Below are 23,245 nucleotides of genomic sequence, written 5' to 3' on the forward strand. Positions count from 1 at the left end.
CATTCATTCCGGCCAGAGCCGGTCCGCAGGAGCGGGCCTCGATGAGGCTGTCGATCCTGCTGCCGCTGCTGGCGGCGCTGTCCTTCCTCTCCTTGTTCGTCGGCGTCTCGCCGCTATCCCCGGCCGACCTGCTCTCGCTGACGCCCGACCAGCAGGAGCTGCTGCGGATCAGCCGCCTGCCGAGGCTGGCCAGCCTCATCATCGCCGGCATGAGCCTCAGCATCGCCGGGCTCATCATGCAGCAGCTGAGCCGCAACAAGTTCGTCTCGCCGTCGACGGCGGGCACGATGGAGGCGGCGGGGCTCGGGCTGCTTGTCTCGCTGCTCCTCTTCGACAGCGCCGGCATGCTGGTCAAGATGGCCATCAGCTTCGGCTTCGCGTTAGCCGGCACGCTCGTCTTCATGCGGATGCTCGATCGGATCAAGTTCAAGGACGCGGTCTTCATTCCGCTGGTCGGGCTCATGTTCGGCGGCGTGCTGGCCAGCCTCACGACGTTTTTCGCCTACCGCTACGATCTGATCCAGAGCATCGGCTCCTGGATGCAGGGCAGCTTCACCGGCGTCATGCAAGGGCGCTATGAGCTGCTGTACATCAGCGTCCCGGCGACGCTGCTCGCCTATGCGTTCGCAAGCCGCTTCACGATCGCCGGCATGGGGGAGGACTTCGCGCTGAACCTCGGCCTCAGCTACCGCAAGATCGTGAACCTCGGGCTCGTGCTGGTGGCGCTCATCAGCAGCTCGATCATCCTGACAGTCGGCGTCATTCCGTTCCTCGGCCTGATCGTTCCGAACCTGGTCTCGATCTTCCGCGGCGACAACCTCAAGAAGAACCTGCCGGTGACGGCCGTATTCGGAGCGGTGTTCGTGCTCGCCTGCGACATCCTGGGACGGGTGCTGATCCATCCGTACGAGCTGCCGATCAGCCTGATCGTCGGCGTGCTGGGAAGCGTCATCTTCCTCTATCTCCTCTTGAGGAGGGATGCTTATGCCGGCTGACGCGCTCAAAAGGTCCGCCGCCCCCAAGCTGCTGCTGCTCGGCGGGCTGGCGGCCGCGATGGTCCTGCTCTTCCTGACCGTCGGCGTCGACGACTGGTCGTACGCGCTGCCGCGCCGGCTGAAGAAGGTCGCGGCCATCGTCCTCACGGGCTTCGCGATCGCGCTGTCGACCGTCCTTTTCCAGACGATCACGAACAACCGCATCCTGACGCCGAGCATCATCGGCATGGATGCCCTGTACAACCTGCTGCAGACGCTGCTCGTGTTCGCCTTCGGCAGCGTCGGCTTCCTGGTCATCGACAAGCAGGCCAACTACCTGCTGTCCGTGGGGCTGATGATGGTATTCTCGGCGCTGCTCTACCGGGTCCTGTTCCGGCGGGAGAACAGCAGCATCTACCTGCTGCTGCTCACGGGCCTCATCTTCGGCACGCTGTTCCAGAGCGGCGCGTCGTTCATGCAGGCGCTCATCGATCCCGACGACTTCCTCGTCGTGCAGAGCAAGATGTTCGCGAGCTTCAACAATATCGAGTACGACCTGCTCGTGCTCAGCTCCATCCTGATCGGAGCGGTGCTGCTGGCTTACTGGCGGCTGTCGCCGTACATGGACGCGCTCTCGCTCGGGCGGGACCATGCGGTCAATCTCGGGATTCCATACGAGAAGGTCACGCGCCGGCTGCTCATCCTCATCGCCGTGCTCGTCGCCGTATCGACCGCGCTGGTCGGACCGATCACGTTTCTCGGGCTGCTCGTCGCCAACACGGCATACCAGTTCCTCGGGACGTACCGGCATTCGACGCTCATCACGGGCGCGGCCCTCGTCAGCGTCATCGCCCTGGTCGGCGGACAGTTCCTCGTCGAGCATGTGTTCACCTTCTCGACGACGATCAGCGTCATCATCAACTTCGTGGGCGGAGTCTACTTCCTCTACCTGCTGCTAAAGGAGAATCGGTCGTGATCGAAGCCAGAGCGGTATCCAAAAGCTATGCCGGCAAAAAAGTCATCGACGCCGTCTCGACCCGGATCCAGCCCGGCAGCATCACCTCGTTCATCGGACCGAACGGCGCGGGCAAGAGCACGCTGCTGTCGATGATGACCCGGCTGATGGCGGTCGACGAGGGCGAGGTGCTCGTCGAGGGCAAGCCCGTCTCGGCCTGGGACAGCAAGGAGCTGGCCAAGAAGCTGTCGATCCTCAAGCAGGCGAACCACATCAACGTGCGCCTGACGGTGCGGGAGCTCGTCAGCTTCGGCCGCTTCCCGTACAGCCAGGGGCGCCTGCGCAAGGAGGACTGGGCCCGCGTAGACGAGGCGATCGCCTACATGGAGCTCGGGCCGATGCAGCACAAGTATCTCGACGAGCTGAGCGGCGGCCAGAAGCAGCGCGCGTTCATCGCGATGGTCGTCGCCCAGGACACGGAGTACATTTTCCTGGACGAGCCGCTCAACAACCTCGACATGAAGCATGCGGTCGGCATCATGCGGGTGCTTCGCCGGCTCGTGGACGAGAGAGGCAAGACGGTCGTGCTCGTCATCCATGACGTCAACTTCGCCAGCTTCCACTCCGACCGGATCGTCGCGCTCAAGGACGGGCGCGTCATCGCCGAGGGCGCGACCGACGAGATTCTGACGCAGGAAGTGCTGCTGGAGCTGTACGGCATGGACGTCCCGATCGAGATCGTGGACGGCAAGCGGGTATGCGTCTATTTCGGCTGAACACGCTAGATAAATTCCACCTTGGAGGTAGAAACGAACATGAACAAGGCAAAATGGCTGTCCCTATCCCTGATCCTGATGCTCACGCTGGCGCTCTCCGCTTGCGGAGCGTCGAACAACGGCAATGCCGGCGCCAACGAAGGAGGCGCAGCCGCCTCGAACGCGGCGGTCAACGCAGCGGCCAATGCCGGCAGCGAAGCGGCTCCGAGCGGCGAAGTGACGCTCAAGCACAAGCTGGGCGAAGCAACCGTCACGGCGAACCCGCAAAAGGTCGTCGTCTTCGACTTCGGCGCCCTCGATACGCTCGACGCCCTCGGCCTTGAGGCCAACGTCGCCGGCGTGCCGGCCAAAAACCTGCCGCCGTACTTGGAGAAGTACAGCTCCAAGGAGAACGTCGGCGGACTGAAGGAGCCGGACTTCGAGAAAGTGAACTCCATCAAGCCGGATCTCATCATCATCAGCGGCCGTCAGCAGGATTCCTACGAGGAGTTCGCGAAAATCGCTCCGACGCTGTTCGTCGAGCTCGATCAGTCGAACTACTTCGAGTCTTTCTCCTCCAACGTGAACACGCTGGCCGGCTTGTTCGGCAAGGAAGCCGACGCGCAGGCCAAGCTGGACGACATTCAGGCAGCGGTCGGCTCCGCCAGCGCCAAAGCCGGCGAATCCGGCAAGAAGGGCCTGATCGTCCTGACGGCCGGCGGCAAGATGAGCGCCTACGGCGTCGGCTCGCGCTTCGGCATCATCCATGACGCGCTCGGCGTGGAGGCGGTCGATCCGTCGCTGAAGGTGGAGACGCATGGCCAGTCCGTCACGAGCGAGTTCATCGCCGAAAAGAATCCGGGATACCTGTTCGTCATCGACCGCGACGCGGCGCTCGGCGAAGGCGACAATGCCAAGGGCGTCATCGACAACGAGCTCGTGAACAAGACCGACGCGGCCAAGGACGGCAAGATCGTCTACCTGAGCCCGCAATACTGGTACCTGTCGGGCGGCGGACTGATTTCCGTAGCCGAGATGGTCAAGGAAGTCGAAGCCGCGCTGTAAGAGAAAGGAAGAAAAAGAATCGCTTCCGCGCTGTTTCGGCTCCGGCAGCCGAGGGTAATGATGCTTACCCCCCACTCCTATAGGTTCTAAACCTCGTCCCCTCCTAATAAGCATAGGCTTATAAGGAGGGGACGAGGCATGAGTGAACCCATGAAAGGGCAGAAGCGGCAGGAAGTGAAGATGCTGAACCGCAAGCTGCTGGAGATAACGGGCGTGCTGAACGTCGAGAGCTTCGACAACGAGGAGTTTCTGTTGGAGACCGAGCTCGGATATCTGGCCATTCGCGGCCAGAATTTGCATATGAAGCATCTCAGCCTGGAGCAGGGACTGGTCGCCATCGAAGGCCTGATCCATACGCTCGTCTATTTGGACGGCACGCAGCAGGCCAAGTCCAAGAGCCTGTTCGGGAAGATATTCAAGTGACGCTGGAGACCCAAGGCCTGACGATGGCGCTGATGCTGCTGTCGGGCGTGCTCATGGGCACGGCCTTCGACGGCTACCGCGTCGTGTCGCGGGAGCTGCGCTTTCCCCGCTGGATGCTGCCGCCGCTCGACGTGGCGTATTGGATGATCGCGGCGCTGGCCATATTCCGGGTGCTGTACGCCAGCAACGACGGCGAGGTGCGGGCGTACGTGTACCTCGGGCTCGGAATCGGCCTTTGCCTGCATTATCTGCTGTTCAGCGGACTGGTGATCGGAGTCACCCGCTGGCTGATCGGGGCGGCGAGAGCGGTCATCGGCTGGCTTGTCCGTCTTTCGGACATGCTGGTTATTCGTCCTTTGATAGGACTCTACCGCCTTGTTCGCGTTTTGACAGGTTTTTTGCTCGCCTTTTCTATGTTCCTTTTCCGCATTGTGCTACAATTGGTTCGTCCTGCAGGAATCTTGATCCTCTGGATGCTGGGTCCGCTGCTGCGTCCGATCGGCAGACAGCTGGGCCGGCTCGCGATCCGCTGGCAAGTGAAGGAAAAGGCGGCTCGCGTGTCGAATGGATTCAAGCAGGCTTGGAAGCGGCTTTTCCGCAAGTGATTGGATTCGCTCCGGTCCTACAAGCCGAACCTTGGAAGAGACGGGAGGATTCACGTGATGGAAAGTCCGAAGACGACGGGTGCGCGCAGACGATACAAGCTGTGGCTGGTGGCGATGACGGTTATTCTAGCGTGGGCAGGGTACGCTCTGTTCTCTCAAATGCAGCGCCAGGCCGAGACCGAGGAGCGGTTGTCGCTCGCCAAGGAACGATTGGAGCAAGTGCAACAGCAATCCGATGAGCTGCAGGCCAAGATCAAGCAGCTGAACGATCCCGAATATATTTCCCAGCTCGCGAGCAAGCAGCAGGGTTGGGTCAAGCCTGGCGAGGAGCTGCTGACAGCCCCGTAACGACGGGCTTTCGGCGGGACAGACCGGGACATCCGTCTGTTGACCTTGCTTTTGGCCTTACGGTATAATTGAGACCAAGCGTGCCCTGACATGCAGGGAATGGCATGGTAGCGGCAGTTAACATGCTTCGCACAACTTTTAGGGAGGAACATTTTATTTTATGGCAATAGAAGTGGGCGCCAAACTACAGGGAAAAGTGACAGGCATTACACATTTTGGGGCATTCGTCGATCTGTCGGGGGGTGTCACCGGCCTCGTGCACATTTCCGAGATTGCCGACAATTATGTGAAGGACGTCAAGGATCATCTCAAGCTGGAGGATGTCGTGACCGTCAAGGTCATCAACATCGATCCGAGCGGCAAGATCGGTCTGTCCATCAAGCAGGCGATCGACCGTCCAGAAGGGAGCGCGCCTCCCGCTCGCGAGCGCTTCAACCGTGAAGGCGGCGGTGGCGGCTTCGGCGGCGGACGCGGTCCTGGCGGTCCCGGCGGCGGCGCTCCTCGCGGCCCCGGCGGCTTTGGCGGCGGACGCCCTGGCGGCGGCGGCGGCTTCGGCGGCGGACGCCCTGGCGGCGGCGGTGGCGGTGGCCGACCGTTCAACAAGGGCGGCGGCGGTCGTCCTGCGTTCGGCAAGCCCTCTTTCGAGGATAAGGTGTCCCGCTTCCTAAAAGACAGCGAAGAACGGATTTCGTCCCTGAAGAAGAACACCGAAGGCAAGCGCGGCGGCCGTGGAGCCAAGCGCGTGTAGTTCTTTTCCTAGACGGCAAGAGAGCAGCATCCCAATGGATGCTGCTCTTTTTGTTATGTTCTCCCCTTATCATCAAGGAGATAAAAAAAGGTCTTAGGGCCTTGGAGGAGGGGTGATTCCTAAGACCTTTGGCCTAATGATTAGGCTCGTCATGGTCGATATTCAAGGCATAAGGAGAACCGGGAGGTACGGCCATGCGTCGGCGAGTGAACGATGAGCAGGGGTTCACCCTGCTGGAAATTATGGCCTCGATCGTCATCCTGTCGGTCGTGGCGCTGACGCTCAGCGGCTTTTTCATCCAGGCCATGAGCTACAGCAAGCAAAATCAGAGCAAGACGATCGCCGTCCATCTCGCCCGCAACGCGCTGGCTTCCATCCAGAAGGAGCCCTTCGCTCCGCTGCGCGCCTATCTGGCCGTGCCGGACGCCGGGGGCGGCTACTCCGTGCTGGATGGGTCCCGCTGCGAGGCGGAATGCGCCGGCTATGCGGGGCTGGTTCGAGACCCGTCCGTGCTGAGCCATGTGCTGCGCCCGGAAGTGAATGGCGTCGCCTATGTCGTGCGCGTCTCCTATCAGCCGGATCTGGCGCCGTACCTCGATATCGGCCCCGATGCGGAGGACGAAGGGCGGATCGCGGCGGCCGGCGCCGGCGAAGAGGCTTTGTCCGCCTATCTGCTGCCGATCCAGGTGGAGGTCGCCGCCGAGACGGGCGGACGCAGCGATCCGGTGCGAGTGGAGGGGTATTTGACCGATGAAACGATTCGTTGAACGGCTGCGGCGCAGCGAGGACGGCTACACGCTCATCGAGCTCATCGCCGCCCTGAGCCTGCTGTCGCTCGTGCTGGGCATCATCTACGCCACGATTTCCTTCGGCATGGACGCCTACGGGCGCGTGCAGGCGCAGAACGGACTGCGCGAGGATGCGGACTCGGCGATGAGCGCCGTCATGGCGCGGCTGTACGCATTCGGCGCCGATGAGATCGGACAAGCCGAGGAGGAGACGGGCAGCGGCATCGTCATGAAGGCGGACGCGGACGGGGGCGGCCAGGCGAGGAGCGAGCGGGTGGCGATCCGCCGGGATGCCGCAGGCAAGGGCCGGCTGTATATCGGGGACTTGCCCGTGGAGCTGGGCTCGGAGCTGGCGACGGAGGGCGAGGAGCGCTCCGCCATCGAGCTGCGCTGTCCGGACGGGGGCGGAGCCTGCTCGAGCGGCCTGCTGGAGATCCGGCTGCGCCTGCTGCGGGAGGCGGACGGGCGGGTGTATTCGCTCGATCTGGCAAGCAAATTCGGCTTTTAGGAGGCTTCGGCCATGAAGGAGGACAAGGGATCCTCGCTGCTGCTCGTCGTATTCCTGATCCTGCTGCTCTCGCTGCTCGGCGTCGCCGTGCTTGGAGCGAGCCTCGGCGGGGCGATGCGGACCGAGCGCAGCGAGGAGAACGTGCAAAGCGTGCATCTGGCCCAGAAAGGGCTGGATGAGGCGATTGCCGCGATCTATGACCGGTTCAACGGCCGTCTCATCGAGCCGGAATCGCTCGGCGCGCAGCTGGCCGGCTTTACGGAGGCCTTCAACGCGCAGCTGGCGGATGCGGGCAAAGGGGGCAGCGAGATCGATGCGGCGCGGCCGTTCTATCAGGTCGTCAGCGTCCGTTGCGCGGACGACGGCAAATGCCTGTCGCGGGGCAGCTCGGGCAGCGCGGCCTACCAGTATTCGCTCGTCGTGACGGCGGAAGCGGAGGTCGACGGGGCGAAGCGCCGGCTGCAGCAGGAGGTCATGCTCGACACCTATCCGGATTTCCTCAAGTATGCCTTCGGCTCCGAAGGCGTCGTGACGATCGGGGGAGCTCCGTATTTCCGGGGCAGCCTGTATGCCGGAGAAGCGCTGCAGCTGAGCGACACGGCCGAATATGTCTACCTCGGGGCGCGACGGACGCAGGTTTCTCAGTTTCCCTATCTCGACCCGATGCTTGGCGAGGACGGCCAGCCGCAGGACGACAGCGGCTGGATCATCGCCGGCGACGGCGGGCGGCTGCATTACGGCTACGGCATCTCGTACCCCGACGGTGTCGACCGCTACATGGCGGTATATGACCGAAGCCTGGCAGCGGCGGACGGCGTGGACCGGGACAAGACGCACGGCCTCGGCCAGCGCATCCGCGTCGAGCCGCCGCAGAAGTTCGTCTCCATCGATGTCAGGTCGAGCTTTCTGGACAAGGTACGGGATTCGCTCGGCGACGGGGCGGGCAGACAGGATCGCAGCGTCATCGAGAGCGTCTATGCGTCGGGCGGTCCGACAGCGTTGATCGGGCTGCTGGAGTCCAGCTACCCCTCCCGGTATGCTTGGCTCGGCGCGCAGCCGGTCTTGACGGCGGAGGAGCCGCCGGTGCCGGACATCCTGCTCGGACCGGAGCCGTCCGATCCCGGCGAGAGCCCGCCGGAGCCTTCGGCTCCGAACGCTGGACCGGATCCGGCGGCGTACGAGCAGGCTCGGCTCGAGTACGAGGAGGCCGTCGCCGTGTACGAGCAAGCCGTCGCCGATTACGAAGAGGAGCTGGGCGAGTTCCGCGCGGGACTGGCCTCGATCGGCGCTTCCGGCCAGGCCGGATCGGCCGTCGTGACGGGACCGCTTGTGCTGGACGGCAGCGTGCCGGCGATCGACTTCGCTTCCAAGGGCAAGCATAACTGGCTGATCGTGCACGGCGACCTGGAGCTGCGCGGCCCGGCGATCGGCGCAACGAGCGGAGATGGAGCTGCCGGCGAAGAAGCTGGGCCAGGCGCGGGCGGCGTTGGCGGTGGAGAAGGCGACGCGGATGCGAGCGGGCCGAACGGCAGCGCTGGCAGCGATTCGAGCCCGCTGCGGCTGCGCGGCAACGTGCTCGTCACCGGCAGCATGACGCTGACCGGCCAGGTCGACGTGGACGCGACCGTCTACGTGCTCGGACGGACGGACATCCGCGACGGCGCGATACGCGGGCTGCAGCCGGGCGGCACGGCCCCGCGCAAGGAGCTCGTGCTGATCGGCGGCGGGCCGATCGATCTGTACCGGGTGAGCTCGTTCCAGCCGGTCGGCGCCGGATACGGCAGCGGGACGGAAGCGGACGGGCAGGTGCTGGACGCGTTCCTTTATACGGAGAGCTCGGCCGGCCTGTATGGCGTCGGCAGCGCCTTCTGGATGCGCGGCGGCTTCTTCGCCAAGGGCGACCTGACGCTGAACGCCACGCTCGGCTCGACGGCCGAGGACGAGGCCCGGCAGCGGCTGAGCTTCCCGGAGCAGAGCAGTCTCGGGAAGGAGAAAGCCCGCTTCATCATCGATTACAACAGCTCGGTGTTCGCCAGCCAGGAAGCGGCGCTGCCGCGGGTGAACAAGGTCCGGCTCACGACAGGCCCGCTGCGGCTGCTGCCGCAGGGCGACGGAGCGAACGGATAGCATCGGATCGGCAAGAAAAAAGAGGGACGAAACGGAGAAGCCTCCGTTTTGTCCCTCTTTGCGTTTCCTGCAGGATCAGTACCGATCGCCCGAACGCTCTCCGGACGGCGCGTTCACCGTCACGCGGATCGTCCGCTGCAGCGAGCCGCCCGGCAGGCTGTTCGCCCGCCAGACAGCGCTGATGACGGCGGAGCCCGGCTTTTTGGCGGTCAGGCGGCCGCTGGCATCGACCGAGACGACAGCGGGCGCGCTGCTGCCCCAGCGGAGGGCGCTCACGATCTCGCTGGCGAGCGAGGACGGCTGCGCCTGCAGGCCGCTCGTCTTCAGCGGCAGCTGCGCGCCTTGCTCCAGCGTCAGCGAGGCGGGCAAGGTGAAGTCGCCGATCCAGGCGGTTGTGGAAGCGGAGGAGCGATAGCCGGAATCCAGCTCGATCGAGCTGGACACGGTCGCGCTGCCGGCGCCGACCGCAGCCAGCAGCGCCTTGGCCGGCTGGCCGGATTTGGGCGTCAGCGTCGCCCGTTCGGCAGGCGCGCCGCCGAGGCTCCAGGCCAGAGCGGACAGGCTGCCGCTGTAGGCCGGGCTCCAGCTGGCGGACACGGTCAGCTGCTGGCCTGCGGCGAGCCGCTGCGGCAGCTCGGACAGCGCCAGCTCCGGCGCGATCACGTCCAGCTCCCGCTCCACCGTGAAGGAGTAGCCCGTCGACATCGTCACGACGGCGGCAGCCGTCGCTTTGCCGCTGCTTCCGGCAGGCTTCGTTGCCGTCAGCGTGCGGCTGCCGGCGGCATCGCCTTGCAGCGTGCCGGCGCCTTGCGCGGTCCAGCGGACCGTATGCTCAGGCACGTCGGCCGCAGCGACGCCGTCCCAGCGGAGCGACAGCTGCGTCTGCTCGCCCGGCAGCAGCTCGTTCTTGCCTGCGGCAAGCGTCGGCTTGGCGATGATGCGCACCGCCTGAGCGGCCTTGGCCAGCTCGATCGGCGGCTCGCCGGCGCGGAGCGGCTGGGTCGCCTTGAGCGCGACTCGTCCGCTGCCGGGCGCAGAGGAAGCGACGCCAGCCGTCTGGCCGCTGCTGTCCGCAGAGAGGGCCGGCCGGGCGCCGGCATCCGATTCCCAGCTCCACGCGTAGGCTGGCGCTCGTCCGGCCGCATCGGTGCCGACGGGATGGCGGTCGCCCCAGGAGCGGGTCCATATCGCCTTGCCGTCGCCGGCGACGATGACGGACGGTCCGCTCAGCTGCAGGTCTGGGGCGACGATGTTCAGTGTAAGTCCAAGAGACTTGTACGAATCGGTTTTCAGTTCACTGTTGAGAACATTGATGCTGGCGTTGAGGGTATACGTTTCAGAACTAGACGGGTAGAAGGTCGATGTCCATTCCAAGAGGCCTGGCTTCCGCTGCTTCTCCCGGATGCTTTCCTCGCCGGCCTGCTGAGGGCCGACCGACCACTCGACCTGCGCGCCGCTCGGCACCGTGTCGCTCGTCACCTTGGTGAGCAGCGATTTCAGCGGAATCCGGCTGCCCAGCGTGTATTCCTTGCCTCCATCGGCGGTGGTCAGCGACAAGCCCGGCTGGATGACATGGACCACCGTGCTGGCGCTGAGGCCGGTGAGCTCGTCGAAGACCGTAACGATAGAGTCGCCCTTCGTAAGTCCGCTTACCATGACGCCGCCGATGACGTTCTCCGCCACCGACACATTGGTCTGCTGGCTCGTCGTCCATTTCAGACCGATGACCGACGCTTCCGCCGGCTCCATCGCCAGCAGCAGCTTGTAGTTCTGGCCGATCGCGATGTCGACCTCGGCGGGGAGCGAAAGCTTCGTCGGCTTGACGATCGCCTCGAGCGTCAGGGCGTTGAAGCGGAGCGACGTGCCCGCGCTCTGACCCAGGTTGCGGTACGTCAGCGTCGCCTGGTCAAGCGGCAGCTTGCCGATCGCGGCGGCCTTGGCCGTAATCGAGAACGGAATCGGCGCCGCCGTGTAGCGCGTGCCGTCGCCGGCCGGATCGGCGGCGTAGCGGATGTCGGGCAGCGTGCCCGTCACCGTGTAGCCGCCGGCGAGCGAGCCGCTCTTCTGGAAGCCGGCGGGGAGCGAGACCGGCTCCAGATTCGGAGGCAGCTTCTCCTGGAACACCGGAGCCGCGATGACGAGATCGTTCTGGCCTCTGGCCGCCGTCACCGGTTGCGGGCGCACGACGTAGCTCAGCGTGAAGTCCTTGCCTTTCTCAACATAGGCGTCCTTGAACGTGCCGGATGCGGAGCGGTCGACCTGCAGGCCGGCCGTCACGGGCCGGACGACGACACGCACCGACTCGGTCGAAAAAGCGCCTTGCCGGTCGGTCGCCGTGATGCGGACGGTCAGGTCTCCGCCCTTGGGCAGCGGATTCGGATACGACTCGGAGACGAGCGTCCCCGACAGCAGCGAGGCGTTGTCGGACATCGTCCGGACGACCGGCCTGCCATCCTCGCCCGTGTACAGGAACTCCACCTTGGCGCTGATCCGGCGGTCCTTGTAGTCGGGGTCCTCGGCGGTGAAGCTGACGGGAATCTGCTGGTAATGCGGAATGAAGTTGCCGGCCTGGTCCGAATAAGCGGCAGGAGCGTGGACGGACAGCTCCGGCTTATGGTTGGAGCCCATGTACGCGCGGTACATCGTGTTGACGAACAGGCGCTGCTCCCAATCGGGGAACGTGCCGTTGTCGCCCTGATGGCCGGTGCCCGAGTAGGTGACGTTGCCTTTGGAATACGTGTAGTAATGGTTCCAGCTGTCGCTGTTGTCCCGCGTGCCGCCGGTGATGTTGTACCACGTCACGAGCGTCGGGTCCTCCAGATCGAGCATATAGTACTGGTCATGCGTCGTCGCGACCCTGGGCGTGCCGGCGTCGAGGTTGAACGGATAGCGGGTGAGCAGGCCGTCGTTGACCTTGGCGACGGTCGTCGACGTCTGCGGCGCGCCGAGTCCGATGTTCGTCTGGATGCCGGTCTGACCGGTCGCTTCTTTGAAATTCCGCGTCCAGACGTTGTCGGTCGTGCCGCTGGCGATGTACACCGTGTCATGGGTGAACATGACGCTCTGTCCGGTCTGGATGAAGTCCTTGACGGCTTTGGCCGCCGTCTCGCTGATCGGGGCGCTGCCGTTGTAGGAGTCCTTGAAGCCGAAGATCAGCATGTCGTACTTGCCGCCGATGGAGTCGTACCCGAACGGGCCGCCCTTGGTGTTGAACGCCTGAATCGTGGCTGTCTTCAGCGTGATCCGGTAGTCGTCGGTGCTCAGATAGCTCTGCTTCAGCACGGTATCGTTCGTGAGGGCGCTTTTGTCGTTTCCAGGCAGCACCTGAAGCACGCCGATCTCCGTCTGCCGGTCGCGGAAGCGGATGGCGCCGGAGGCGTAGCTTTTCAGCCCGGTCTCGATCTCGACCAGCTCCAGCTTCCAATAGTACAGCCCGGAGTAGCCGCGCGGCATGCGGTAGCGCAGCTCCCCGGATGGTCCGGCGGCGTCGGACGTGGCGACGACCTGCTCCGCCTGGAAGCGCAGCGAGGAATCCAGGTTGAGGTACAGATTGGCGCGCAGGCGGGACGACTCCGGCTGCGAATAGCGGAAGACGAGCGTGTCTCCGGCGCGATACATGGAGGACGGATCGGTCAAGTAGTCGGTCGGAGCCGCAGTCACTTGAAGCTGCGGCCGCAGCGCGAGCAGGCGCGCGTACCGGTCCTGCTTCAAGGTGGAGGCGATCGCCTTCAGCCCTTGCTGGTCGAGGAACAGCACGTTGTCCCGCTGATTCCCGCTCTCCTGATAAGGGGAGAACTTCGACTTGAGGATGCCGGACTTGCCGTCAGGAGTCGCAGGCTGATACAGCAGGCCGTCGGCCGTCGCCCTGTCGCTGTACAGCATCACGAGCAGGCCGCGGTTGACGTAGCCGTCGATCAGCTCCTGGGCCTTGAGGTTCGTGATGTCGTTGAGCTTCTTGGACGTGTCATGCGCCGCATTGCGGGCTTCGGGCGTGGCCAGAAGGGTCATCGACTCGGGATTGTACTTGCCCTTGCCGATGTAGACGGCGTCGTACAGGCCGTCGATATCGGTGCGGGAGGCGACGAACGTCTTCATCTTCATCGTCGTGATGTCGTAGCTCGTGGTGCCGAGCAGGGCTTTCAGGTCCGACGTGCCGTTGTCCGTGATCTCGAGCACGCGGATCTTGGCGGCGGATGCCGCCGCAGCCGAAGGGACAGCCGGCGGCCAGAGAGACAGCAGCGATGCCAGCAGCAGCAGAATCGCCATAGGGGCGCAGAGCGCGGAGCGGAGACGGGCGGCCATAGGGTGCATCTACCTCCAGAATAGAATGGAAAAATGAGATGAAGGACATAGTTCATATAGACTAATTTTAGATAGTCCGATTATAATCGATTCGACACAAGAAAAACACATTTTGGAAGTTAAAGCTTTTATTTTATTCTCATATTGAAATAAAAAGACGATAATTATTGAATATACGATAGGAAACAGTTGATTTATGAGAAATCATTCATTTCTTTTTAAGATTGAGACTAAAGGCCTAAACTTATCGATATTTCCTTTCGATAATAGGAGGACAAGCCGCAAGGACGGGCAGAGAGAGAGGCGGGGAAGCGAGATGAACGGGGCAAGGAAAAGGCTCGGCGACCTGCTGGTCGAGAGCGGCGTCATTACGGAGACGGAGCTGCAGGAGGCGTTGCGGGAGCAGGGCCGGACGAAGCAGAAGCTGGGCGACCTGCTCATCGCCCAAGGCTACATGACGGAGCAGCAGCTGATCGAGGTGCTGGAATTCCAGCTGGGGATACCGCATGTGAGCCTGTTCAAGTACCAGATCGATCCTTCCATCGCCCAGATCATCCCGGAGAGCCTCGCGCGCCGCTATCAGGTCATCCCGCTTCACAAAGAGGGCGGCAAGCTGATGGTGGCGATGGCCGATCCGCTCGACTACTTCGCGATCGAGGAGCTGCGGATGAGCACCGGCTTCCGGATCGAGCCGGCGATCTCCACCAAGGAGGAGCTGCAGCGCGCCATCGCTCGCTTCTACGGCCTGCAGGACTCGATGAGCCAGATCATGGGCGAGCTGCCGACGCAGGACGAGATCGGCGAGATGGAGATCACCGACGAGGACTCCCCGGTCGTGCGCCTCGTCAACGGCATGATCCAGCAGGCGGTGCAGCTGCAGGTGTCGGACATCCATGTCGATCCCGGCGAGACGCAGGTGCTCATCCGCTACCGGCTCGACGGCGAGCTGCGCACGGAGCGCGTCATTCCCAAGGCGATGCAGGGCTACATCACGGCGCGGCTCAAGATCATGGCCAAGCTCAACATCGCCGAGCGGCGGCTGCCGCAGGACGGCCGCATCAAGATGCAGGTCGACTACCGCACGGTCGACATCCGGATCTCCTCGCTGCCGACGATCCACGGCGAGAAGCTCGTGCTGCGGATCCTCGATCTGAGCGTCGGGGTCAAAGGCATCGAGCAGCTCGGCTTCAGCGCGGACAACTACCGGCTGTTCAAAGGCATGGTCGAGTCGCCCTACGGCATCGTGCTGCTCACCGGGCCGACCGGCAGCGGCAAGACGACGACGCTGTACTCGGCGCTGCAGCATCTGAACCGGGACAGCGAGAACATCATTACCGTCGAGGACCCGGTGGAATACCAGCTGGAGGGCATCAACCAGGTGCATGTGAATCCGGCGATCGGGCTGACGTTCGCCGCCGGGCTGCGCTCCATCCTGCGCCAGGACCCGAACATCGTCATGGTCGGCGAGATTCGCGATTCGGAGACGGCGGAGATCGCCATCCGGGCGTCGCTGACGGGCCATCTCGTGCTGTCGACGCTGCATACGAACGATGCGGTCAGCACCGTGACCCGGTTCCGCGACATGGGGATCGCCAGCTACCTGATCGCCAGCTCTCTCGTCGGCGTCGTCGCGCAGCGGCTCGTGCGGCGGATCTGTCCGGATTGCCGACGCGCGCATGAGCCGACGGAGCAGGAGCGGATCCTGCTGCGCAGCTACGGCATCGAGACGGACGTTCTGCATCGCGGAGCTGGCTGCGGCAGCTGCAGCAAGACCGGCTACCGCGGCCGGATCGCGATCCATGAGGTGTTGGCCATCACGGACGAGCTGCGCCGGATGATCGGCGACGACGCTTCGGTGCTCGAGCTGCGGGCGGCCGCGGAGCGGGCCGGCTTGGCCGGGCTGCTGCAGGACGGCATGGACAAGGTGCTGCAGGGGCAGACGACGGTGCAGGAAGTGATGCGCGAGGCGGCTATGCGCTGACGACGGAGAATGGAGCGTCCGAGGCGGAGGCAGGGCGCCGGCGCGCCAGGCTCGGCCGGCTTCATGCGGGGAACCGCATGAGGCTGCGCCTGCAAGTGCAAAAGGAGGCTGGACCGACATGAACGAACCGCAGGGACTGCTGCGGGAGCTGCTGCGCGAGGCCCGCGAGCGGGGCGCCTCGGATCTGCATCTCGCGTCCGGAGCGCCGCCGCTGCTGCGGATTGACGGCATGCTGACGCCTGCCGAGGCGCAGGCGGCGCCGCTCGGGCGCGAGCAAGCGCAGGCGCTGCTGCTGCCGCTGCTCGGGGAGAGGCTGGAGCGCTTCGACGCCGAGGGCGAGGCCGACCTCGCGTGCGAGGAGGACGGCTGCCGGTACCGGCTGAACGTGTTCCGCCGCCTCGGCGGCCTCGGACTGGCGGCGCGCGTGCTGCCGTCGGCGACGCCGACGCTCGAGGAGCTCGGCCTGTCGCGCGTGCTGGTGGACTGGGCGCAGCGGCGGCAAGGGCTGCTGCTCGTCACCGGCCCGACTGGCAGCGGCAAGTCGTCCACGCTGGCCGCGCTTGTCGGCCACCTGAATCGGACGCGCAGCCAGCATATCGTCACGCTGGAGGACCCGATCGAGCATGTGTACGAGCAGGGTCTCTCGCTGATCGACCAGCGGGAGGTCGGCCGCGACACGGCCAGCTTCGCCAGCGGCCTGAGGGCCGCGCTGCGGCAGACGCCGGACGTCATCCTCGTCGGCGAGATGCGCGACGCGGAGACGATGGCCGCCGCCCTGACGGCGGCGGAGACGGGGCATCTGGTGCTGTCCACGCTCCATACGGCGGACGCGCCGCAGGCGGTCGACCGGATCGTCGATGCGTTCGGGGCGGACCGGCAGGGGCAGATCCGCTCGCAGCTCGCCTCGTTGCTCATCGGCGTGCATGCCCAGCGGCTGGTGCGCCGCGCGGGCGGACGCGGGCGCGTCTGCGCGGCGGAGATTCTCGTCAACACGCCGGCCGTCGCCAACCTGATCCGGTCCGAGAAGGTCCATCAGCTGCGCGGCGTCATGCAGACCGGCCGGCAGCAGGGCATGGCGACGCTGGAGAGCAGCGTGCAGGAGCTGCTGCGCCAAGGCGCGGCCGATCCGGCCGACGCCAGAGCCTGCCTGCAGGAGAGAGGGGAGTAGCGCGTGGCGCAGTTTCAGTATCATGTCAAAAGCTCCGCCGGCAAGCAGCTGAAAGGCATGCTGACGGCAATGGACAAGTCGTCGGCGGTCGAGGAGCTGCGCCGCCGCGGGCTTGTCGTCCTGTCGCTGGAGGAGCATCGCAGTTCGCTGCTGCAGATGGACATCTACATCGGCAATCCGGTGAAGCCGGCTCATTTCATCGTCTACTGCCGGCAGTTCGCCACGCTCGTCCGCGCCGGCGTGCCGATCGTCCAGGCGACGGACATCCTGTCCCAGCAGACGGAGAGCAAGCCGCTTCGCAAGGCGCTGCACGACGTCCATGCCTCGCTGCTGCGCGGCAGCAGCTTTTCCCAGGCGGCGCTGGAGCATAAGCGGATCTTCCCGGTCATGTTCACGAGCATGATCCGGGCGGGCGAGGAGTCGGGCGACCTAGAGGGGACGCTGGAGCGGCTGGCGACGTTTTTCGAGAAGGGGCATGTGACGCGGGAGAAGATCAAGTCGGCGCTCACCTATCCGGTCATCGTCGGACTGCTCGCTATCGCGGCCGTCGTCTATCTGCTCAAGGCGATCGTGCCGCAGTTCGTCAGCATGTTCGAGTCGATGAACGCGGAGCTGCCGGCGATCACCAAGGTCGTCATGGCGCTCAGCGCCAGCATCGAGAACGAATGGTACCTGTGGCTCGGGGCGGCGGTGCTGCTGCTGGCGCTGCTGCTTGGTCTCAAGCGGACGCAGCGCGGCGCCTATGCGCTCGACTACGTCAAGCTGAAGCTTCCGGTGTTCGGCAAGCTGCAGCAGAAAGGGGCGATCGCCCAGGTGTCGCGCACGCTGTCGTCGCTGTACGCGAGCGCCGTGCCGATGCTGCAGTCGCTGCAGATCGTCGAGGAGGCGGTCGGCAACCGCGTCATCGCCCGCTACTTGCGGCTGAGCGCCGACTCGCTGCGGCGGGGCAATCCTTTGTCGGAGCCGCTCAAGCAGTCGTGGGTGTTCCCGCCGCTCGTCACGCAGATGATCGCGGTCGGCGAAGAGACGGGCGCGCTCGACGAGATGCTGGCCAAGGTGGCCGACTTCTACGAGATGGACGTCGACAACACCGTCGACCGGCTCAAGTCGCTTATCGAGCCGCTGCTCATCGTCTTCCTGGCCGGCGTCGTCGGCCTGATCGTCGCGGCGATCATGCTGCCGATGTTCAGCTTGTACGGGCAGATGGGCTAGGCGGGTTATGAGGCGCTTCGGCGGGGCAGCTGTGCGGAATTACGCGGAGCAGCTCGGGTGTTGGAGGCACGATGGCGGTGGAGTTGCGCGGAAAAACCGAGTAACTGGGTGGTTGGAGGCACGGTGGCGTGGCAGTTGCGCGGAAAAACCGAGCAACTGGGTGGTTGGAAGCACGGTGGCGGTGGAGTTGCGCGGAAAAACCGAGTAACTGGGTGGTTAGAGGCACGATGGCGGTGGAGATGCGCGGAAAAACCGAGTAACTCGGGTGTTAGAGGCACGATGGCGTGGCAGTAACTCGAAAAAACCGAGTAAAAGGGAGCTCCGGAATGCCGAACAGGAGAATTAACTCGAAAAAATCGAGTTAAAAGGTGCCCGGAGGCGCCGAACCGGAGCGTTAACTCGAAAAAATCGACTTAACAGGTGCTTGAGAATGCCGAACAGAGCCATTAACTCGAAAAAATCGACTTACGTGTTCTAGGTAGCATGCAACAGGGCCATTTAACGCTACTTTTCGTGGTCTAGCAGGGCATGCGGTGAACCCTGGATGCCCTGAGGAATAATTAATCTTATCTAGGAGGAGTTAATATGACGGCGATTTTGAAGAAGCTGAAGAAGGACGAGAAAGGCTTCACGCTGATCGAGCTTTTGGCGGTAATTGTGATTTTGGGAATTATTGCGGCGATTGCGATTCCGTTGATTGGAAATATATTGAGCAGTAATAGAGCCAAATCTGATTTTCAAACCGCAAGACAGATTTATGATGCTGCACGTCTGTATGTAACGAATGAAAAGAATGGCGACTTTAATGGTGCTACAGTACCGGTTGTAACTTCTGGAACTACAGATGATGATCTGCAGGATAAGGGCTATTTGGATAAGAACATAACACTTCCAAGTACTAAAAATAAAATTAGTGGTGGATCTGTGAAATTCCAGAGTGATGGCCAGTTATTATATGTTTCAATCGAAACAGGTACTGGATCAACTGCAGTACCAATTTATTACAAGGGCAGTGATGTACTTAAAGGCGAAGGCGAAGTAAGCACAACGGCACCAACCTCCCCCTAACCCATGACCCTCCTCATCTCCCTCTACCTGTTCGCGCTCGGCCTCGCCTGCGGCTCGTTCTTCAACGTCGTGGCGCTGCGCGTGCCGCTCGGCCAGTCGGTCGTGCGTCCGCCGTCCGCCTGCCCGCGCTGCGCGCATCGGCTCGCGGCGCGCGAGCTTGTCCCCGTGCTGAGCTACGCGTTCAGCCGGGGGCGCTGCCGCAGCTGCGCGGCGCGCGTCTCGCCGCTGTATCCGGCCGGCGAGCTGGCCGCCGCGCTGCTGTTCGTCTGGGCGTACCTGCGGTTCGGCCTGACAGTGCAGGGCCTGCTCGGCCTGCTGCTCGCCAGCCTGGCCGTCATCGTGACCGTGGCGGACATCCGCTACATGCGGATTCCGAACGCGGTGCTGCTGGCGTTCCTGCCGCCGCTGCTGCTGTTGCGCCTGCTCGAGCCGGACGGGCGCTCCTATGCGGAGTACGCGCTCGGGGCGATCGCCGGAGGCGGCGTGCTGCTGCTGATCGCGCTGCTGAGCCGGGGAGGCATGGGGATGGGGGACGTCAAGCTGCTGGCGCTGCTCGGCCTCGCGCTCGGCTGGAAAGGCGTGCTCCTGACGCTGCTGCTCGGCAGCTTCGCCGGGACGGCGGCAGGACTCGTCCTGCTGCTGCGGCGGCAGGGCAAGCTGCGCCAGCCGATGCCGTTCGGCCCCTTCCTCATGCTCGGCGCGCTGATCGCGTACGGGTACGGGGACGCGCTGATCGGCAGCTATCTTCAATTATTCAAGTAGGCAGGATGTGATAAGGATGCCCGTACTAGGCAGAAAGCGGATCGGCATCGCGATCGACGCGACGGGAATCCGCTATGCTCCGCTCGGCAAGAAGGGGCTCGATCCCGAGCAAGCCGGCTTCTTCCCGTTCCCGCCGGGACTGATCGCGCAGGACGTCATCGTCAACGAAGAAAGCCTGCGCCTCTCGATCCGGGAGTGGGCGCGGGAGCGCAGGCTCCAGGGAGCGGCCGTCGTGCTGGCGGTGCCGACCTCCCAGGTCATCGTGCGCAAGATGGCGCTGCCGGCGGCGAGCGATCGGGAGCTGCGCCAGCTGATCCATCTGGAAGTCGAGACGGTCATGCACCTGCCGTTCGAGCATCCGGTCTATGACTACGTCCTGCTCGGCCAGGGTGGGGAAAGCTCGCAGGCGCTCGTCTACGCGGCGCCCCGCAGCTGGATCGAGCCGCTCGCCGCGATGCTGCGCGAGGCGCGCATCCGGGTCGTCGGCACGAGCCTCGTCGCGACGGCGCTGCAAGGGGCGGCCGGCTCCGGCGACGAGACTCTCCATGAGCGGATGCACGTGCATCTGAGCGAGGCTTCGGCGGAGATCGCGATGTTCCACGAAGGCCATCCGGTGTTCGTGCGCTCCATCGAGGAAGACGGCGCGGACGAGGAGCTGAGCAGCCTGCGCGTCGGGGAGCTCACCGCCGAGATCACCCGCATGCTCAGCTTCTACGAATTCGGCCTGCAGGAAGGCCGCTCCCGCATCCGGCAGGCGGTCATCACCGGAGGCGGCAGGCAGGCGGAGGCGCTGCGCCAATCGCTGGCCGCCGCCTTGCCGGAGGTGGAATTCCGCGGCGCCGAGCCCGGCAGCCTGGCCGCCGAGAGCATGGACGGCCCCGCCGAGCCGTACGTGGTGCCGGCCGGGCTGCTCGTACGCGGGTCCGGCATCCGCCGGCTCAACCTGCTGCCGCGCGTCGACCGCGAGCAGCGGCTGGCGCCGCTGGCGGCGGCGCTGCTCGCGGTCGCCTGGATCGCCTGCGCGGCGCTGCTCGGCTACAGCTATGCCGGCGAGCGGCAAGCTGCGGCCGATGCGCAGGAGCGGCTGCTGAACGCGAGCCAGCAGCAGCTGGCGCTGCAGCGCCAGCTCGACGGGCTGAACCGGCAGGCCGGCGGGACGGAAGCCGACCCGTACGAGCAGGCCGAGCAGATCCGCGCCGCGCAGCGGGATGCCGCCGGTTATGTGCGCGATCTCGAGCATTATTTGCCGACGGGGGCGGAGCTGCAGAGCATCGCCTACAGCAGCGGGGGGCAGCTCAGCCTGACCGTCCGCATGGGCGCGATGAAGGACTCCTCGCGCTACCTGTTCGACATCCGGCGGATCGAGTGGCTGGACCAGGCGACGCTCGCTTCGCTCAAGCAGGAGCAGACGGGAGCGGAGGCCGGCTCGGCCACGGCCTATCTGGCATCGTACACGCTCATCCTGAAGCCGATCGAACCTGCGAAGGAGGGCGATAGCGATGGCGGCTAGACGTAATTCCCTGATCCTGCTGGTGTCCGCGATCCTGTTCCTCGGCCTGCTGATGTTCTTCCTCTACGGGCTGGGACCGGCGGAGGAAAAGACCGCCTCGCTCGAGGCGGAGCTCGGCACGCAGCAGAAGCTGAACGACATCCTGATCGCCAAGCTCCAGGAGCGCCAGGAGGAAGCCGAGCCTCGCCCGGTGGACGGCGTGCAGGCGGAGCTGCCCTACTGGGACAACACGGAGCAGCTCGTGCTCGACCTGGACAAGATCGGCTCGGAAAGCGGCGTGGAGCATGTGTCGATCGCCTTCAGCGGCGATCTGGCCGCCTCCCGGCCGCTTGGCGGCCCGAGCTCCGCTCCGGCCGCCGTGCCTTCCGAAGCCGCTCCCGGCGAAGGCGCCTCCGCGACCGCAGACGCTGCCGCCCCGGCCGGGGACGGGCTGGGCCTGGCGGCTGACGGCTCCCCGCCCGGGGAGCCGCCGCCGGCAGAGAAGGCCGCCGGGCCGCTGCGGCTGCAGGTATCGGTCGTCGTCAAAGGAACCTATGATGCCGTGCTGAAGTACGCGAAAACTCTGCACGGACTGACCCGTCTGACGACGCTGGAGTCGCTGGAGCTGAACCGCAGCTCCTGCAACTGCGGCAGCGAGCAGGAGCTGACCGTGCCGCTGGCGTTCTCGGCCTATTTCCAGCCGTCGTACCGCGACCGGGTGGAGACGCCGCTGCTGCCTTATGCGGAGTCCTCCGTTCCTTCGCCTCCGCCGCGCTCCTGAGCGCGGATTCATGGGCCTCCCGCCCTTCGCCAAGAAGCGCTTCGACTCGAAGCGGCTGTTGGCGAAGGGCTTTTTCGCGCTCGCGCGGGCGATCTGGCCTAGGGGTGGTAGCGGTACGCCGCCTGGCGGGTAAGGAGGGGAGAGAGATTCGTCTCTACGAAAATAAATGATATAATCGGCTCTTGAAGCTCGATTACGTCCTAGAGGAGAGACCCCACGTGCATGAATGCCTGAACGGCCACGAGACATTCGGCCGCCTCGACCGCGAGCTGCAGGACAAGCTCGTCGATCAATTCGAACGCCTCATCAATGCGGAAGCCAAGGTGCTGTCCCAAGGAACGGATGAGCGCGGCAAAACCGTCTACAAGCCTTCCTTCGACCGATTCGATATCGTCCTCGTCAGCTTCATCGGCGTCGGCCATCTCATGAATCAGCCCCACTATGCCGTCGTGTGGGACGCGCCGGCGCACAGCTCGAACCTGAGCGTATTCCCTCTGAGCAGCAAGGTGAAGCACCGGAAGTACGGCATCGGTCCCATCGATACGCTGCCGGCGGAGGACACCGCGATCATGATCAACCAGCTGACCAGCGTGTCCCGCCGCAGCATCATCGAGCCGGTCAAGAAGCGCACTCCCGCCGGCCGCCTGGTCAACGTATCGCTGACCGTCAAGCAGCAGCGGCAGGTGCTGGCCTTGTTCCATGAGACGCTGCTGAAGCAGCCGACGCTGAGGAGCGTCATCGAGAAGGAGCTTGGCAATCATATCCCCTTCGGCCTGAGCGAAGACAACCGCTCCGACCTGGACGTCCCCGTCTCCTACGGCCTGCATCAAAGCCTTCTGCTCTACCAGCTCCCGTGGAGCAAGACGATGAAGGCGATCCCGATCCAGGCGCTGGAGATGCCGTTCGGGGAGCGGAGGAAGCTCGTCCGCGACCTGCTCTCCCGCGATCCGCTCCATCAGGCCGAGGCCGAACGCGCCATCGCCTTGAAGGAAGCCGGCCAGACGGCTGCCGAAGCGGCGATCAGCCGGATATCTTAGGCATTGACAGAGTTCAGCCGACGCGCTATTATAGGATACGAAAGTTCTACATAGCTCCCGTTCGGGAAAACGAAACACGATTTCAAAAGAGCTCGTTCGAGCGAAAAACCCCCAAGGCCTCCGCCTTGGGGGTTTTCTTTTTGATCCGG

At 64.3% G+C, this 23,245-nt stretch carries 20 protein-coding genes; 19 read left to right on the top strand and 1 reads right to left on the bottom strand.

The features are described 5' to 3' along the window. Window positions 1–41 precede the first annotated feature (41 nt). The 11 genes from HGI30_RS00280 to HGI30_RS00330 all read left to right on the top strand — a co-directional run bounded on the left by HGI30_RS00280 (window position 42) and on the right by HGI30_RS00330 (window position 9,296). A complete protein-coding gene (locus tag HGI30_RS00280) occupies window positions 42–995 on the top strand; it encodes an ABC transporter permease (protein ID WP_168905883.1) in 954 nt (317 codons plus the stop codon). Continuing rightward, window positions 985–1,950, top strand: coding sequence for an iron chelate uptake ABC transporter family permease subunit (locus tag HGI30_RS00285; protein ID WP_168905884.1), 966 nt, complete (start codon window positions 985–987; stop codon window positions 1,948–1,950). The genes HGI30_RS00280 and HGI30_RS00285 overlap by 11 nt, the downstream gene beginning before the upstream one ends. Further along, entirely contained in the window at window positions 1,947–2,705 is a 759-nt protein-coding gene (locus HGI30_RS00290; RefSeq protein ID WP_168905885.1) for an iron ABC transporter ATP-binding protein, read from the top strand. The genes HGI30_RS00285 and HGI30_RS00290 overlap by 4 nt, the downstream gene beginning before the upstream one ends. Window positions 2,706–2,744: 39 nt before the next feature. Continuing rightward, the gene (locus HGI30_RS00295) at window positions 2,745–3,749 is read left to right on the top strand and encodes a siderophore ABC transporter substrate-binding protein (protein WP_168905886.1); all 1,005 of its coding nucleotides are present in this window, start codon (window positions 2,745–2,747) and stop codon (window positions 3,747–3,749) included. A 138-nt stretch (window positions 3,750–3,887) separates the two neighbouring features. Beyond that, on the top strand, window positions 3,888–4,172 hold the full coding sequence (gene yabP, locus HGI30_RS00300; RefSeq protein ID WP_168905887.1) for a sporulation protein YabP: 285 nt from the start codon (window positions 3,888–3,890) through the stop codon (window positions 4,170–4,172). Further along, entirely contained in the window at window positions 4,169–4,777 is a 609-nt protein-coding gene (yabQ, locus tag HGI30_RS00305) for a spore cortex biosynthesis protein YabQ (RefSeq protein ID WP_328805205.1), read from the top strand. Before yabP ends, yabQ begins: the two co-directional genes overlap by 4 nt. Window positions 4,778–4,834: 57 nt before the next feature. Next, window positions 4,835–5,125 (top strand): FtsB family cell division protein, encoded by a 291-nt coding sequence (locus HGI30_RS00310; protein WP_168905888.1) that lies wholly within the window; start codon window positions 4,835–4,837, stop codon window positions 5,123–5,125. A 160-nt stretch (window positions 5,126–5,285) separates the two neighbouring features. After that, window positions 5,286–5,873: a S1 domain-containing RNA-binding protein gene (locus HGI30_RS00315; protein ID WP_168905889.1), complete on the top strand. Its 588-nt coding sequence runs from the start codon at window positions 5,286–5,288 to the stop codon at window positions 5,871–5,873. A 194-nt stretch (window positions 5,874–6,067) separates the two neighbouring features. After that, window positions 6,068–6,640, top strand: a complete 573-nt coding sequence (locus tag HGI30_RS00320; RefSeq protein ID WP_168905890.1) for a type IV pilus modification PilV family protein — start codon at window positions 6,068–6,070, stop codon at window positions 6,638–6,640. Then, complete coding sequence (locus HGI30_RS00325; protein WP_168905891.1) at window positions 6,624–7,169, top strand: prepilin-type N-terminal cleavage/methylation domain-containing protein; 546 nt, start codon at window positions 6,624–6,626, stop codon at window positions 7,167–7,169. The genes HGI30_RS00320 and HGI30_RS00325 overlap by 17 nt, the downstream gene beginning before the upstream one ends. A gap of 12 nt (window positions 7,170–7,181) precedes the next feature. Further along, complete coding sequence (locus tag HGI30_RS00330; protein WP_168905892.1) at window positions 7,182–9,296, top strand: hypothetical protein; 2,115 nt, start codon at window positions 7,182–7,184, stop codon at window positions 9,294–9,296. A 75-nt stretch (window positions 9,297–9,371) separates the two neighbouring features. Here the strand turns inward: HGI30_RS00330 and HGI30_RS00335 are convergent, their stop codons facing one another. Beyond that, the gene (locus tag HGI30_RS00335; RefSeq protein ID WP_168905893.1) at window positions 9,372–13,598 is read right to left on the bottom strand and encodes an Ig-like domain-containing protein; all 4,227 of its coding nucleotides are present in this window, start codon (window positions 13,596–13,598) and stop codon (window positions 9,372–9,374) included. A 316-nt stretch (window positions 13,599–13,914) separates the two neighbouring features. On the opposite strand from HGI30_RS00335, the gene HGI30_RS00340 reads away from it, so the two are divergent. The 8 genes from HGI30_RS00340 (at window position 13,915) to HGI30_RS00375 (ending at window position 23,096) form a co-directional block, all read left to right on the top strand. Next, the gene (locus tag HGI30_RS00340; protein ID WP_168905894.1) at window positions 13,915–15,579 is read left to right on the top strand and encodes a GspE/PulE family protein; all 1,665 of its coding nucleotides are present in this window, start codon (window positions 13,915–13,917) and stop codon (window positions 15,577–15,579) included. A gap of 118 nt (window positions 15,580–15,697) precedes the next feature. Next, complete coding sequence (locus tag HGI30_RS00345) at window positions 15,698–16,747, top strand: type IV pilus twitching motility protein PilT (protein ID WP_168905895.1); 1,050 nt, start codon at window positions 15,698–15,700, stop codon at window positions 16,745–16,747. A 3-nt stretch (window positions 16,748–16,750) separates the two neighbouring features. Further along, window positions 16,751–17,959 (top strand): type II secretion system F family protein, encoded by a 1,209-nt coding sequence (locus HGI30_RS00350; protein WP_235680265.1) that lies wholly within the window; start codon window positions 16,751–16,753, stop codon window positions 17,957–17,959. A gap of 585 nt (window positions 17,960–18,544) precedes the next feature. Then, window positions 18,545–19,027: a prepilin-type N-terminal cleavage/methylation domain-containing protein gene (locus HGI30_RS00355; protein ID WP_168905896.1), complete on the top strand. Its 483-nt coding sequence runs from the start codon at window positions 18,545–18,547 to the stop codon at window positions 19,025–19,027. A gap of 3 nt (window positions 19,028–19,030) precedes the next feature. Continuing rightward, a complete protein-coding gene (locus tag HGI30_RS00360; protein ID WP_168905897.1) occupies window positions 19,031–19,789 on the top strand; it encodes a prepilin peptidase in 759 nt (252 codons plus the stop codon). Between the two features lie 16 nt (window positions 19,790–19,805). Further along, window positions 19,806–21,299: a type IV pilus biogenesis protein PilM gene (pilM, locus tag HGI30_RS00365; protein WP_168905898.1), complete on the top strand. Its 1,494-nt coding sequence runs from the start codon at window positions 19,806–19,808 to the stop codon at window positions 21,297–21,299. Beyond that, entirely contained in the window at window positions 21,289–22,059 is a 771-nt protein-coding gene (locus HGI30_RS00370; protein WP_168905899.1) for a hypothetical protein, read from the top strand. Before pilM ends, HGI30_RS00370 begins: the two co-directional genes overlap by 11 nt. Window positions 22,060–22,277: 218 nt before the next feature. Beyond that, window positions 22,278–23,096, top strand: coding sequence for a type II toxin-antitoxin system PemK/MazF family toxin (locus HGI30_RS00375; RefSeq protein ID WP_168905900.1), 819 nt, complete (start codon window positions 22,278–22,280; stop codon window positions 23,094–23,096). Window positions 23,097–23,245: the final 149 nt, after the last annotated feature.

The organism is Paenibacillus albicereus, from assembly GCF_012676905.1.
Lineage (GTDB): Bacteria > Bacillota > Bacilli > Paenibacillales > Paenibacillaceae > Paenibacillus_O > Paenibacillus_O albicereus.

Bases quoted from the DNA above. Each gene is read 5' to 3' on its own strand.
- HGI30_RS00280 (WP_168905883.1), top strand. From the start codon at position 42: ATGAGGCTGTCGATCCTGCTGCCGCTGCTGGCGGCGCTGTCCTTCCTC.
- HGI30_RS00285 (WP_168905884.1), top strand. From the start codon at position 985: ATGCCGGCTGACGCGCTCAAAAGGTCCGCCGCCCCCAAGCTGCTGCTG.
- HGI30_RS00295 (WP_168905886.1), top strand. From the start codon at position 2,745: ATGAACAAGGCAAAATGGCTGTCCCTATCCCTGATCCTGATGCTCACG.
- yabP (WP_168905887.1), top strand. From the start codon at position 3,888: ATGAGTGAACCCATGAAAGGGCAGAAGCGGCAGGAAGTGAAGATGCTG.
- HGI30_RS00310 (WP_168905888.1), top strand. From the start codon at position 4,835: ATGGAAAGTCCGAAGACGACGGGTGCGCGCAGACGATACAAGCTGTGG.
- HGI30_RS00315 (WP_168905889.1), top strand. From the start codon at position 5,286: ATGGCAATAGAAGTGGGCGCCAAACTACAGGGAAAAGTGACAGGCATT.
- HGI30_RS00320 (WP_168905890.1), top strand. From the start codon at position 6,068: ATGCGTCGGCGAGTGAACGATGAGCAGGGGTTCACCCTGCTGGAAATT.
- HGI30_RS00325 (WP_168905891.1), top strand. From the start codon at position 6,624: ATGAAACGATTCGTTGAACGGCTGCGGCGCAGCGAGGACGGCTACACG.
- HGI30_RS00330 (WP_168905892.1), top strand. From the start codon at position 7,182: ATGAAGGAGGACAAGGGATCCTCGCTGCTGCTCGTCGTATTCCTGATC.
- HGI30_RS00335 (WP_168905893.1), bottom strand. From the start codon at position 13,598: ATGGCCGCCCGTCTCCGCTCCGCGCTCTGCGCCCCTATGGCGATTCTG.
- HGI30_RS00340 (WP_168905894.1), top strand. From the start codon at position 13,915: ATGAACGGGGCAAGGAAAAGGCTCGGCGACCTGCTGGTCGAGAGCGGC.
- HGI30_RS00345 (WP_168905895.1), top strand. From the start codon at position 15,698: ATGAACGAACCGCAGGGACTGCTGCGGGAGCTGCTGCGCGAGGCCCGC.
- HGI30_RS00355 (WP_168905896.1), top strand. From the start codon at position 18,545: ATGACGGCGATTTTGAAGAAGCTGAAGAAGGACGAGAAAGGCTTCACG.
- HGI30_RS00360 (WP_168905897.1), top strand. From the start codon at position 19,031: ATGACCCTCCTCATCTCCCTCTACCTGTTCGCGCTCGGCCTCGCCTGC.
- pilM (WP_168905898.1), top strand. From the start codon at position 19,806: ATGCCCGTACTAGGCAGAAAGCGGATCGGCATCGCGATCGACGCGACG.
- HGI30_RS00370 (WP_168905899.1), top strand. From the start codon at position 21,289: ATGGCGGCTAGACGTAATTCCCTGATCCTGCTGGTGTCCGCGATCCTG.